Origin of the sequence: Nonomuraea diastatica (genome assembly GCF_004349015.1) — a bacterium.
Lineage (GTDB): Bacteria > Actinomycetota > Actinomycetes > Streptosporangiales > Streptosporangiaceae > Nonomuraea > Nonomuraea diastatica.
In genome coordinates this window covers 1-12,218 of record NZ_SMKP01000258.1, presented here as the reverse complement: position 1 = coordinate 12,218, position 12,218 = coordinate 1, and the positions used below count along the sequence as shown (strand labels likewise).

General features: G+C 66.8%; 13 protein-coding genes and 4 tRNA genes. 7 read left to right on the top strand and 10 right to left on the bottom strand.

Features of this window, described 5'->3' with window-relative positions:
• Positions 1-560 precede the first annotated feature (560 nt).
• The 4 genes from E1294_RS47945 to E1294_RS47930 form a co-directional block, all read right to left on the bottom strand.
• Positions 561-791, bottom strand: a complete 231-nt coding sequence (locus E1294_RS47945) for an aldo/keto reductase (RefSeq protein WP_220448366.1) — start codon at positions 789-791, stop codon at positions 561-563.
• Between the two features lie 69 nt (positions 792-860).
• The gene (locus E1294_RS47940; protein WP_132518806.1) at positions 861-1,964 is read right to left on the bottom strand and encodes an NAD(P)/FAD-dependent oxidoreductase; all 1,104 of its coding nucleotides are present in this window, start codon (positions 1,962-1,964) and stop codon (positions 861-863) included.
• A gap of 90 nt (positions 1,965-2,054) precedes the next feature.
• On the bottom strand, positions 2,055-2,264 hold the full coding sequence (locus E1294_RS56805; protein WP_246083797.1) for a hypothetical protein: 210 nt from the start codon (positions 2,262-2,264) through the stop codon (positions 2,055-2,057).
• Positions 2,265-2,664: 400 nt separating this feature from the next.
• Positions 2,665-3,582, bottom strand: coding sequence for an ISAs1 family transposase (locus tag E1294_RS47930; protein ID WP_132518804.1), 918 nt, complete (start codon positions 3,580-3,582; stop codon positions 2,665-2,667).
• A gap of 286 nt (positions 3,583-3,868) precedes the next feature.
• Between E1294_RS47930 and E1294_RS47925 the strand changes: the two genes are divergently transcribed.
• On the top strand, positions 3,869-4,276 hold the full coding sequence (locus E1294_RS47925) for a tyrosine-type recombinase/integrase (protein WP_132518802.1): 408 nt from the start codon (positions 3,869-3,871) through the stop codon (positions 4,274-4,276).
• A gap of 71 nt (positions 4,277-4,347) precedes the next feature.
• On the opposite strand, the gene E1294_RS47920 is transcribed toward E1294_RS47925, so the two are convergent.
• Positions 4,348-4,420 (bottom strand) — tRNA-Lys (locus tag E1294_RS47920).
• A gap of 49 nt (positions 4,421-4,469) precedes the next feature.
• On the bottom strand, positions 4,470-5,624 hold the full coding sequence (locus tag E1294_RS47915) for an acyl-CoA dehydrogenase family protein (protein ID WP_132518800.1): 1,155 nt from the start codon (positions 5,622-5,624) through the stop codon (positions 4,470-4,472).
• A gap of 93 nt (positions 5,625-5,717) precedes the next feature.
• Here E1294_RS47915 and E1294_RS47910 point away from each other — a divergent pair, with 93 nt between their 5' ends.
• Positions 5,718-6,008 (top strand): PspC domain-containing protein, encoded by a 291-nt coding sequence (locus E1294_RS47910; protein WP_132518798.1) that lies wholly within the window; start codon positions 5,718-5,720, stop codon positions 6,006-6,008.
• Here the strand turns inward: E1294_RS47910 and E1294_RS47905 are convergent, their stop codons facing one another.
• Both E1294_RS47905 and E1294_RS47900 read right to left on the bottom strand, forming a co-directional pair.
• Complete coding sequence (locus tag E1294_RS47905; protein WP_246083796.1) at positions 6,009-7,274, bottom strand: MFS transporter; 1,266 nt, start codon at positions 7,272-7,274, stop codon at positions 6,009-6,011.
• A 110-nt stretch (positions 7,275-7,384) separates the two neighbouring features.
• Positions 7,385-7,735, bottom strand: coding sequence for a metallopeptidase family protein (locus E1294_RS47900; RefSeq protein ID WP_425465278.1), 351 nt, complete (start codon positions 7,733-7,735; stop codon positions 7,385-7,387).
• Positions 7,736-7,768: 33 nt separating this feature from the next.
• Between E1294_RS47900 and E1294_RS47895 the strand changes: the two genes are divergently transcribed.
• The 4 genes from E1294_RS47895 (at position 7,769) to E1294_RS47880 (ending at position 9,647) form a co-directional block, all read left to right on the top strand.
• Complete coding sequence (locus E1294_RS47895; RefSeq protein WP_132518792.1) at positions 7,769-9,328, top strand: metallophosphoesterase family protein; 1,560 nt, start codon at positions 7,769-7,771, stop codon at positions 9,326-9,328.
• A tRNA-Glu gene (locus E1294_RS47890) sits at positions 9,329-9,401 on the top strand.
• 89 nt (positions 9,402-9,490) lie between these two features.
• Positions 9,491-9,565, top strand: a tRNA-Asp gene (locus E1294_RS47885).
• 5 nt (positions 9,566-9,570) lie between these two features.
• Positions 9,571-9,647 (top strand) — tRNA-Phe (locus E1294_RS47880).
• A gap of 88 nt (positions 9,648-9,735) precedes the next feature.
• Here the strand turns inward: E1294_RS47880 and E1294_RS47875 are convergent.
• On the bottom strand, positions 9,736-10,851 hold the full coding sequence (locus tag E1294_RS47875; RefSeq protein ID WP_165977900.1) for a helix-turn-helix transcriptional regulator: 1,116 nt from the start codon (positions 10,849-10,851) through the stop codon (positions 9,736-9,738).
• A gap of 282 nt (positions 10,852-11,133) precedes the next feature.
• On the opposite strand from E1294_RS47875, the gene E1294_RS47870 reads away from it, so the two are divergent.
• Complete coding sequence (locus tag E1294_RS47870; protein WP_132518788.1) at positions 11,134-11,682, top strand: YceI family protein; 549 nt, start codon at positions 11,134-11,136, stop codon at positions 11,680-11,682.
• Positions 11,683-11,833: 151 nt separating this feature from the next.
• On the opposite strand, the gene E1294_RS47865 is transcribed toward E1294_RS47870, so the two are convergent.
• Positions 11,834-12,218: hypothetical protein (locus E1294_RS47865; protein WP_220448365.1), on the bottom strand; the 385-nt coding region annotated here is incomplete at its 5' end.

Here is a 12,218-nt window from a genome sequence, read left to right as displayed (position 1 = left end):
ACTGGAAACGGAGCAACGAACCTGGTCACGGTCACTGGGGTGGCACAACCGACCGGGAAACCGGCGGAACATGAAGGCCCCAGGCCCTACCGCCAGGAGACGCCACCGCGCCAGCCCCCGACCCTACCTGGTTCGCCTTACTTCGCCCCTCCGAATGATTGGGGCATTGGTCCGCTATGTGAAGATATCCCAGCTGCTGCCGTTGATCGACTGCCCGAATGAAGCCCCTTTGTACTGTACTTTCCGTTTGATCACAAGATGTGGCGCTTTATGCCGCCAGCACGACGACGGACGGCCCTTGCCCTTTCGCTGGACGACGCCCTTTACCTGCCGCCCTACCTGCAGGGATGCAACCAAGCGGGCCGTCGGCGATCTCAGTCACAGCCGTCTCGAATGAGAGCCTGGCGGCAATGGCATCGCATAACCGATGGCGCCGGGCTCGTCGACCTGCGCGACGCCCTAGGGAGGTAGCCGACGCAATATCGGCATCGCCATAGGTAGCTCAAAGGGACAGATCGCACCATTACGCGACCACAGAGCGATCAACTCACCGATGAGGTCTACCGGAGTCTCCCTCGCGATGTCATGGTGAAAGGTGCTCCGGACTGAACGGAATTACCAGGATCAAACGCCCACTTAGCGAACCACCGGCCGATGATCTGTTCGGTGACGCCGTCGCCCGGCACGACGCCGTACACGTTGGCCGTGTCGAAGAAGTTGAGGCCGTGCTCGTGCGCGCGGTCCATGATCGTGTGACTGTCGTCCTGGGAGGTTTGCGGCCCGAAGTTCATGGTGCCAAGGACGAGCGAGAGACGGAAAGGCCGCTGCGGCCGAGGTGGGTGTATTGCATGTCTGCCCTTTCAGGCGGAGCCGAACTGTTCGGTGAAGCGGCTGGTGAACAGGTCGGCGCCCTTGTACGCCGAGACCGTCTCGGCCGGGACGACGGCCGGGCCGTCGGGGGTGGGCAGCTGGCCGGCCCCGCCATGCGGTCCGAGCGGGAGCAGGATCATGGGGTGCGGCAGCGGCTGGTAGGTGGCCGTGGGCGGCTCGCCGTGCAGTTGGGCGATGATGTTGCGGGCCACCACCTCGGCGTGCTGCATCGCGTACCCGGCCATCTTGGCCTCGGGGACGTCGGTGATGTCGCCGATCGCATAGACGTGCTCATAGACGCCGTCGTACCCGCGGACGTTGAGCGTCTCGGTGACCGGGACCTGCCCCGGCGGGGTGCGGGTGGTGAGCCGGCCGTCGGCGAGGTAGTCGCTGTTGACGCGCACGCCGTGGGCGCGGAACCAGATGTCGGCGGTGATCTCCTGCCCGCTGGTGGTGGTGACGGTGAACGTCTCGGCCTGGCCCGGCTCGGTCGCCGGCGGCGCGGCCAGATCGGTGCCCAGCCGCAGGCGGATGTCGAGCTCGTCGAGCTGGCGGTGCAGGTCCTGGCGTAGCTCCGGCTCGAATGCGGGCAGCAGTTGCTCGGCCGGGTCGACGACGGTCACGTGCTTGTGCGGCCAGACCTCCTTGATCTCCCCGGCCAGTTCCAGGCCGACCGGCCCGGCGCCCAGGATCAGCACCCGCTCGGCTCCGGCCAGTTCCTTGTAGGTGAGGCGAAGGTCGTCCAGGATCTGCTCGGTGGAGGCGGCTGTGGGTTTGGCCGGGTAGGTGTAGCTGGAGCCGGTGGCCAGGACCAGATAGTCGGCCTTGACGCGTTCACCTGAGGCCAGGGTGACGCCGCCGGGATCCACGGAAACCGCACGGTCGCGGATCACCGTGCCCTGGGTCAGGAACTCGGCGTAGGGGAAGAACATGTTGCTCCCCCAGTCGGGCTGGGTCAGCGTCCGCAGCGACCCAGCCGTGTTGACGAACGCGTCCCGGGGATCGATGAGGACGACCTCGGTTTCGACAGCCAGCGCCTTGGCCAGTGCCGAACCCCCGTAACCGCCGCCGACGACCACTACTGTACGACTCATGATTGCACGCACCGATCAATTAGAAGTGGTTGAGTTCGTGCTACGAACCATAGTAGTTCACTCCACGAACTGCAACTCACGGAGGCGGCTTCAATGCTCGTATCCAGGGTGGACCCCTTCGCCGGGCTCCCGGAAGACCGCGGGGACCTTGTTGTCCTGCACGACGCAGCCGAGCAGGTGGGCGAGCGTGTCGCGGTCGGCGCCGGCCAGCCCTGCCGTCAGGTCCTCGATCCGCTTGCAGGTCTCGACGTAGAACTCCTCCGCGATCCCGGAGTCCTTCCTGGTGAGCGTGATCCGCACCGCGCGCGAATCATGCGGATCCGGTTTGCGCTGGACAGGCCGTTGCGCTCGGTGCGGTCGACCAGGCCGGTGAGGCTCGACTTGGCCAGCCCCAGCGTCGCGCCCAGCTCACTCATGCCGTACGGCTGCGCCATCAGCACGCACAGCAACTGCCCCTGCTGGGAGGTGAGACCATATTCCCTGGCGGACTCGGCGTACACGGCATTCACCAGCAACGTGGACCTCACCAGCGCGGCCACCACCCCGATCTGGCCCTCATCATGCTTTCCCATCCGCTCAGGATAACATTCAAACGCCTTGGAAATTCGTAGGACGAACTAATCTGGGCCCCGAGAAGGGGCGGCCATCATGCCCATCGGAGACGTGTGTGCTGTCCTCGATGATCAGGGCTGAAGCGTTCTCATGTCGTGAGACCGAGTAGCTGAAGACCGTCGGCTGGGTGGCTGCGGTAGTAGTCGGTGGCGGCGGCGATGTTGGTCCAGCCGAGCAGGCGTGCCAGGCCGATGGCCAGGTTGCGCAGGCTGGCCAGGACGCGGGGAGCTGCTCCGGTCCGGGCCCGGCAGGCGTCTTCCCGGTAGGTGACGTCGCGGATGTGGTGCAGGGCCTCGATGCTCCAGTGGCCACGGATCAGCGCGGCGAGCTGGGCGTGGGTGATCCGGCCCGGTGGCAGGCTGGTGATCGCGTAGATCGTGACGATGGTGGTCTTGCCGGTTCTGCGGTCGGTACAGCGGCGCTTGACCTGGATGGCCTGGGCGGCGTGAGGAAAGGGCAGTCCGGGCCGGACAGTGCAGATCTTCATGCGGCGGATCTCCCGGCGGCCGTGGCCTTGCTCGTCGGTGCGGTCGTTGAGGATGGCCTCGCGCCAGGGCAGGGCCTTGAGCCGGCGCAGGAGCGTGGGCTGGTTGCCCTTGACGATGAACAGGTAGTGGCCGCCGGCGGCGACGATCTGCCGGGCGTGGTCGTGCTGGGTGTGCAGGGCGTCGGCGGTGACCACCACGCCGGTCAGGTCCAGGTCGCGCAGCAGGGGTGTGAAGGCGGGGATCTCGTTGCTTTTGGCCTCGACCTGGCTTTGGGCGAGGACGGTCTGGGTGTCGTGGCGGATGGCAGCCAGCAGGTGGACCGCGCCGTCGCGGGTACGGCTGCCGCGCAGGGTCTTGCCGTCCACGGCCAGGCCGAGCAGGGGCGTTGGGGTGGATATCGTCGTCTCGGGCGGCTGGCAGGCAGCCAACGCGGCAAGGTAGCCGCAGGTCGCGGCGTCGAAGGCGTCACCGTCCAGACGGGCCAGCAGCCGTCCCAGGGTGGAGGCGGCCAGTCGCATGGTGGGCGGGAGGCCGAGCCGGGTGCGCGTGTTGGGGTCGTACCCGATCTGCCCGCCCTGACCGAGGTACTCGATCGATGCGCGAGCAGATGACCGCCCAAGGGCTCGACACCTCCGGCGGCTTCAGTCTCGGCTTACTCTCCTCGACGCCCCGCTGCGGGCGTTCGTGCCGCCGCCGCCCTGCTCTTCGATACCCTCCCGGTGCTGCGCAGCCGCCTGACCAACCTGAAGAAACACCAGCTCAAACCACGTGCACGAGTTTTGAAGCGGTACAGGCTGGACCTTCGTGAAGCCCAAGGGCAAGAGCAAGCGAACCGTCATGATCCCGCCCCCACTGATCCCGCTCCTCAAGCTCCACCAAGAGGCCCAACAGGCCGAGAAGGAAGCGGCGGGGGAGCGGTGGCAGGACTATGACCTCGTCTGGTGCCATCCGGACGGACGACCCATAGACGCCGGCCAGGACTGGGACGAATGGAAAGAACTCCTCCGCCTGGCCGAAGTCGACAAGGATGCCCGCGTCCACGACGCCCGCCACACTGCCGCGACGCTTCTCATCGAACAAGGGGTGGACATCAGTGTCGTACAGGAGATCCTGGGCCACTCACAACTGACCACGACGAAGCGCTACACCCACATCACGGCGACGCTCTCGACGGAAGCAGCAGCCCGCATGGGCCGCGCCCTCTGGGGATAACTGCAACTGAAAATGCAACCGGGCGGACTTTCTGATCATGAAGATCGGGGAGTCCGCCCAGGTCATTCGGGTAGGGCGCCCGGGGCTCGAACCCGGAACCTACGGATTAAAAGTCCGCAGCTCTGCCAATTGAGCTAACGCCCCTAGTTGCAGCAAGGGTACAGAGATTACCGTCCTGTCCGCGACGCCTCCATCATCGGTAGGCGGCCAGCCCGGTCAGCGCTTCCCCCAGCACCAGCGTATGGATCTCCTGCGTCCCTTCGTACGTCAGCACACTCTCCAGGTTGTTCATGTGCCTGATCACAGGGTACTCCAGGGTGATCCCGTTCCCGCCCAGAATGGATCGGGCCTGGCGGGCGATGTCGAGGGCGGCGCGTACGTTGGCCAGCTTGCCGAAGCTGATCTGCCGGGGTTCCAGGTGGCCCGCGTCCTTCAGTTCGCCCAGGTGCAGGGCGGTGAGCTGGGCCTGGGCGGCGCCCACGTACATCCAGGCGAGTTTCTCCTGGGTCAGCTGGAACGCGCCGATCGGTTTGTCGAACTGGACGCGGGTCTTCGCGTAGTCGACGGCCGCATCGAGGCAGGCGCGGGCGGCGCCGACGACGCCCCAGACGATGCCGTACCGGGCTTCCGAGAGGCACGACAGCGGGCCTTTGAGGCCGGTGACTCCGGGCAGGGCGGCGGAGGCGGGCAGGCGGAGGTCGTCGAGGTAGAGGGAGGAGGTGACGGAGGCTCTCAGGGAGAGTTTCTTGTGGATCTCGGGGGAGGTGAAACCAGGGGAGGAGGTGGGGACGACGAAGCCGCGGATGCCTTCGTCGGTCTGGGCCCAGACCACGGCGACGTCGGCGATCGAGCCGTTGGTGATCCACATCTTGGCGCCGTTCAGGATCCAGTCGGATCCGTCCTTCTTGGCGTACGTGCGCATGTTGGCGGGGTCGGAGCCGTGGTCCGGTTCGGTGAGGCCGAAGCAGCCGATCGCCTCGCCGGCGGCCATCCGGGGCAGCCACTCCTCTTTCTGTTCATCCGAGCCGTATCGCCAGATCGGGAACATCGCCAGCGAACCCTGGACGGACACGAACGATCGGAGCCCGGAGTCGCCCGCTTCCAGCTCCCGGCAGGCCACCCCGTACGACACCGCGTCCGTGCCGGCGCAGCCGTAACCCTCCAGGTGCATGCCGAGCACGCCCAGCGCCCCGAGCGCGGGCGCGAGCTCGCGCGCGGGGAAGGTGGCCTCCTCGAACCAGTCGCCCACGTGCGGGAGGACGCGGTCGGACACGAAGGACTTGACCGTGTCGCGGATCAGCCGCTGATCCGCGTTGAGCCGGTCGTCCAGGCGCAGCAGGTCGTCCATCGCAGAGGTCCTCTCGTCGCGTAAGGGACTACCAGGGTTCTACCAGGGAGAATCCGGATGTGCTAACACCGGCCTGCAGGGCAGTCTTGAGACATGAGCGATGACAACGTCAAGAAGCTGCGCAGGACTCACAAAGGCCGGATCGTCGCGGGCGTCTGCGCGGGCGTCGGCGATTATGTCGGCATCGACGCGAACATGGTACGGATCGCGCTGGCGATAGCGACGCTGTTCGGCGGGTTGGGCGTCGGCGTGTACGTGATCGGCTGGCTTCTCATCCCCGACGAGGAGGCCGAGACCTCGATCGTCCAGGACCTGGTCAACAAGCAGCAGAACCGTAGTACGCACACCGACTGGAGCAGCGGCGAGCACAAGCCCCAGCCATGATCATGACGGCGCGCGGGCCTTACCTCGAGACTCGGTCCAGACCACGGCGAGCACGGCGGCGCTGACCACTCCGGTCACCCCGGCCAGCGCGACCACCGGCTCAGGACCGAGTCTCTCCGCCGCGAACCCGCCGACCAGGATCCCGATCCCCTGTACGGCCATCAACCCCGACTGGACGAGGCCGAACGCCTGGGCGCGCCGTTCGGCCGGTACGTTCTGGACGAAGGCGGCGTTGGCCGCGAGCTGGTACGCCCCGCCGATCCCAGACAACACCCATGCCGCGAGCACCACGGCGAGCGGGGGCCGCAGCGCGGTCACCATCAGGGGTGCGCAGCTGAGCATGGCCATCCACCCCATGAGCCGCAGCCGCCGCGGCGGCGACACGAACCTGCTGAACAGGAACGCCCCCACGACCGTCCCGGTCGGCATGGCGGCCATCAGCAGCCCGGTGATCACCGGAATCGGCAGGGTTCCGGTGTGGAGTGTGGCCGCGTACGGCGCGGCGAGGCCCTCCGGCAGGATGTAGAAGCCGCACAACCAGGCGAACAGGACGATCGTCCGCAGTTTCTTCGACCCGAACACGAGCCGGGCTCCGTCCATGGTCATGGTCCACATGGACGGTTTGCCGCCCTCGCTGTGGGCGGCGGGGCGGCGGTGCACGCCGGAGACCAGGATCAACGCAGATCCGAGGAACGTCGCGGCGTCGAGGGCGAGCGCGCGGTAGGGGCCCATGGTCGCGATCATCGCTCCGCCGGCGGCGAAACCGAGCATCTGGACGGCCTGGTTCGTCATGTTCTGCAGGGCCGAGCCGATGACGTACGTGTCGCCTTCGAGCACCTCGGGCAGCAGCGCCGCCCGCGCCGCCGAGAACGGCGCGCTGAGCAGCACCACGAGGAACACCAGCGTGCACAGCGCCCAGAACGGCACGCCGGGGACGGCCATCACGGCCACCAGCGCGGCCCTGATCAGGTCGCAGGCCAGCATGACGCCTCTGCGCGCGAACCGGTCGGCCAGGCCGGCCAGCAGCGGCCCGCCCACGATCGAGGGCAGGTAGGTCAGTGCGTAGACCGCGGCGGTGGCCAGCGCCGATTGGGTGCGGTCGTAGACGAGCACCGCGAGCGCCACCTGGGCGAGCTGGTCGCCGAGGAGCGAAAGGCCCTGGCCGTACCAGAGTGCCCGGAATTCCTTGATCGCGATGACTTCGCGATAGGTGACTTGTCGTCCTTCGGCACGCCGATGTCGTCCTGGCAGCCGTCGCGCCCGCATGGCCCCCATTGGACTCCGCTGTGCCTGACTCACTGTGTTCGGTATGTCACCTAAGGTTGCCGAACGTGATGGCAAGCCGCAACCCAAAGAAGTCAACCGGAAGCAAAGGGTTACCAGCCGAGCTCGTGAAGCCTCGCGTCGTCGATGCCGAAGTGGTGGCCGATCTCATGGACGACCGTGATGCGAACTTCGTCGATCACGTCCTCCTCCGTATCGCAGATCTGGCATATCGCATTGCGGTAGATCTCGATGCGGTCGGGAAGAACGGCTGAGTACCAGTCACCACGTTCCGTCAGGGGGATGCCGGTGTACAGGCCGAGCAGGTTGGGCTCTGGGGGATCGTCGACGACCGTGACGACGACGTTGCTCATGGTGCGCGCGAGGTCTGAGGGGATCGTGTCCAATGCCTCGGCCACGAGTTCCTCGAACTTCTCCCGGGTTACCTCGATCACACTTGCCATTGTGCCCCGCCTGTCGGGTATGCAAGAAACGGTATGAAGTTCGTCCACTGGTCAAAGGCAGCCATCCGGTCGAGGGCCTCGAAAGCCGTCGCGGTGCTCTTCGTCGCCGCTGTGGGCGCCTGGCTGGGCATCTTCTTCAGCGGCACCGTACGCGCCGAAATCGGTCCTGTGGAGACGGGCATGTCGCTGCGGCCGGCGTGGAGCGGCGAGACGGTCGTGGACGCCAGCCCGCTCGGCACGCTCACATTCCGTACGCACGCGGCGCCGCTCAGGCTGCGCATCACCCTTGAGAACATCGACCAGGAACGCGCCCGAGCCCTCCTCGAGGACCCCCGGCTGGCCGACCGCCTGCCGGCGTTGATCGAGACCGACCTGATGGACGGCGTGCGCGCGCTGGTCATCCGCTCGCTGCTGTGCGCGGGCGCGGGGGCGTTGGTGGCGGTCCTGATGGTGTTCAGGAGACCTCGCGTGGCGCTGGTGGGGCTGCTGGCCGCCTCCGTGGCGCTCGCCTGCACGGGAGCGCTCGCCGCACTCACCTTCCGCCCGAACTCACTCGTCGAGCCGCGCTACTCGGGCCTGGTCGCCGCGGCGCCGTCGCTGGTGGGCAGCGCCGAGTCGATCGTGACGCGTTTCGAGTCGTACCGGTCGCAGCTCACGAAACTGGTGACAAACGTCTCCAAGCTCTACGACACGGTCTCGACGCTGCCGTTGTACGACGCTGACCCGAAAACCATTCGTGTCCTCCACGTTTCGGACATCCATATCAACCCCATCGCCTGGAACGTCATCCGGTCGCTCAAAGACCAGTTCGCCGTGGACATGATCATCGATACGGGCGACATCTCGGACCACGGCACCAAGGCCGAGAACAAATTCGTCAACGAGATCGGCCGGCTCGGGCTCCCGTACGTTTTCGTCCGCGGCAACCACGACTCGATGACCACCCAGAAGGCGGTCGCGAAGCAGAAGAACGCCATCGTCCTGGACGACAAGACCAAAACCGTCGAAGGGCTGACCATCTACGGCCTGGGCGATCCCCGCTTCACTCCGGACAAATCCGTGCCCGTCTCCCCGCAGCCCGGCACTCTCGACGAATATGCCCGCTCCCACCTGCCCCACGTCGGCGAGCCTGACCTGATCGCCGTACACGACCCCGATGTGGCCGCGGGCTTCTCCGGAGCCGCCCCCATGATCCTGACCGGCCACACTCACGAACGCAGGACCACGATGTTCCGCTCCGGCACCCGCATGCTCGTCCAGGGCTCCACGGGGGGCGCCGGCCTTCGCGCCCTCGAACACGCTCAGCCGACCCCCGTCCAGGCGTCGGTTCTGTATTTCGACAAGGAGACGAAACGCCTGCAAGCCTGGGACGACATCACCCTCGGCGGGCTTGGGGAGCAGTCGGTCTACATCCAACGTCACGTGGAGGCCGACCCAGACCGTATGATTTCTCCAGAGCCAACGAACGCCCCGTCGCCAGCGGGATCCGTCACTGGCCCAGAGACGCCGACCGCCGGTTCGCCGCTTTGGCATCAGGGGCAATCGTCCCCTATGCTTCAGAGGTCTCCGACGGAAGGCGACAGGGAATCCTGAGCCCCCATCGTCTAGCGGCCTAGGACACCGCCCTTTCAAGGCGGCGGCACGGGTTCGAATCCCGTTGGGGGCACAGCGAGCGCCTGGCACACCGGAAAACGGCTGGTCGAGGATCACCGGAAAGCTGGTAAGCTAAGCGAGCGCAAACAGCAAGAAACGCAAGGTCCTGTAGAGCAGTTTGGAGTGCTCGCCACCCTGTCAAGGTGGAGGTCGCGGGTTCAAGTCCCGTCAGGACCGCTCTAGGTCAGGTAGCTCAGTTGGTACGAGCGTCCGCCTGAAAAGCGGAAGGTCGGCAGTTCGACCCTGCCCCTGACCACCAGCTTCGAACAGCAGAAAAGCCCCGAACGGATCACCGTTCGGGGCTTTTTGATCTCTGGTGACAACAACGTCGCCTCAGTTTGTGAGGCTCAGCTCTCCAACGGGGGATGGGCGTGATCGTCCGGAGCGGGTGGAGCGGTCAGGGACGTGGCGCGCTGGTCGAAGAACAGGCGGGCGACCAGGTCTCCCCGGGAGGCGGTGCCGGACTTGGCGAAGATCGATTTCAGATGGTCCTGGACCGTGTAGGTCGCCATGTGCAGCCGGTTGGCGATCTGCCTGGTCGGCAGGCCCTGCGCGACGAGCTCGGTGACCCGCTTCTCCCGTTCGGTCAGGCCGTACATGTCGGCCAGCAACGGCGCCATCTCGGCCGGACGGGCCGCCTCGAGCAGCACCGCGACCGGCGCCCGCGGGCCCTCTCCCAGCAGGGACGCGCGGGCGATCAGCCAACGGCCCGTACGGGTCCGGACGCGCGCCCGGGCCAGCCCCATATCGGCGACCGGCTCCCCCCTGCCGGCGATGGCACGGGCCTGACGGGCGACGGAACGGATCACGAGCGGCAACCTGGTGCCGGCGCGTTCGCCGTATCCGAGCTCGTCGACCCACTGCTCGGCCTCCCGGTTGGCGAGGTCGACACCGTCGTCGGGATCCAGCACCAGCATTCCGGTGTCAGGGCGGTCGGCACGTGCGTCGTCCAGCAGAAGCGCCCGGCGCAGTCCGTCGGAGACCAACCCGGTCAGCGACGAAAGCAGCCGGACCTCGGACACCGAGAAGTGCGGGCTGCCCGTCTCACGGAACACGGTCAAAGCGCCCCACGTACCGGTGCTGCTGGACAGGACGGCCCGTAGCTCGTCGGAATAGCCTCCGGGACGCCGGACCTCTCGCTGGCGGCGGCTGAGGTCGAGATCGCCGGCGGTGGCGCCGCTCAGGCTGGCCGCCGCTGTGCCCGCGCGGGCCATGTCGACCCACTTGGTGTAATCCGGTTCGCGTAACTCGATCTCGACGAGCCGGCTGATCGAATCGGCGGGAAGCCCGTTCTCGACATATTCGGCGGTCGGCAGCATGGTGGCCGGGTCCATGGTCATCAGGCAGGAACCCGCCGACGGGACCGCGGCGTCCAGGGCGTCGCTCACCGCGCGCCAGTAGTGTTCCACCGGCATTCCGCGATGAACCAGCCGCACGAGGTCGTCGCGGACTTGTCCGCGCATCGCCTGGGCGTAGGCCATGGTCCAGGTTAGCCGGACCCCCAGAAATATGGGATACCCCCGACCGTCGCCGTCGCGGAATGCTGGGTGCGCAAGCGGGAGGAGTCACGATGGGGCATTGCACGTCGGGCTGCGAGCGGCCGACCATGCGCGTTCGCCGGCGTCGTTCTATGAGGTCATCGGCTACGGGGCCGTCGGGAGCGAGGCTGGAGCCGGTCCGTCGGCTCGAAGGCCGCAACGCCACACATTTGAGATACCGCATAGTTTGCTGAGGAGGCAACGATCATGACTGACGCTTTCGACAAGGTTCCGGCAGGGACCTGGACCATCGATCCGATGCACAGCACCGCCGGTTTTTCGGTTCGCCACTTGATGGGCAAGGTGCGTGGAACCTTCGAGGAGTTCACCGGCTTCGTGACGACCGCGGAACGACCGGACGACTGCTCCGCGACCGCCACGATCGCCATGAGCTCGGTGAACACCGGGGTGCGGATGCGTGACGACGACCTTCGGTCCGCGAACTTCTTCGACATCGACCGGTTTCCCGAGATGACGTTTGCAGGCACCGGTCTGACGGTGAACGATGGGCTGTACGAACTCAGCGGACGGCTGACGATCCGCGGCATCACGCGCGACGTCGCCATGGCGGTCGAATTTCTCGGCCTCGACGAGACCGGGTTGCAGGGCGAGCAGCGGATCGGCTTCTCGGCGGCGACGACGATCCGCCGGTCCGACTTCGGCGTTGGCGCTGCGGGGGAAGGTGAGAAGGTCGTCGTCGGCGACAAGGTCACCGTCCAGCTCGACGTGCAAGCCGTACGCGAACGCGCGGCCTGACGGAGGCCGACGGCCAGGTGCGGAAGAGGAGGCCAGGCGTGCCAGCCGGTGGCCACCAGCGGTGTCAGGCCGCCCACCACGACGGGAACGGCGGTGATCGCGAGGCGCTCGGCCGTCGTTCCCCCTGCCGGGCCGCCATACGTTCCGGTGGCTAGCTGAGCGAGAGTGCCGTGATGAGGATGAGCAGGAACAGGAGCAGCAACCCACCGCCCGCGATCACCAGCAGGGCGATCATGCAGCCCTGACCGTTCCAGGGCTGGGGAGCGGGGCCGAGGGCGCCTCGGGCGTAGGCCCACACGGGGGCACGATATTCGACCTCGTACGCCATCCCGGGCTGGAGCCAGACGGTCAGGTCCGCGGGGCCGATCTGGGCGGGGAGCAGATAGGGCAGGTGGACGTGGACGTGGTGCGAGATGATGGACTCCGCGACTGCCCCGGCGGAGAAGAATTTCCTCCAGTTCGCCGCCTGGTGCGACAAGACCGCTGACTGCGCCCTGTACGGCAAGGGCGCCAAGAAGATCTTCGGCGAGTTGCGC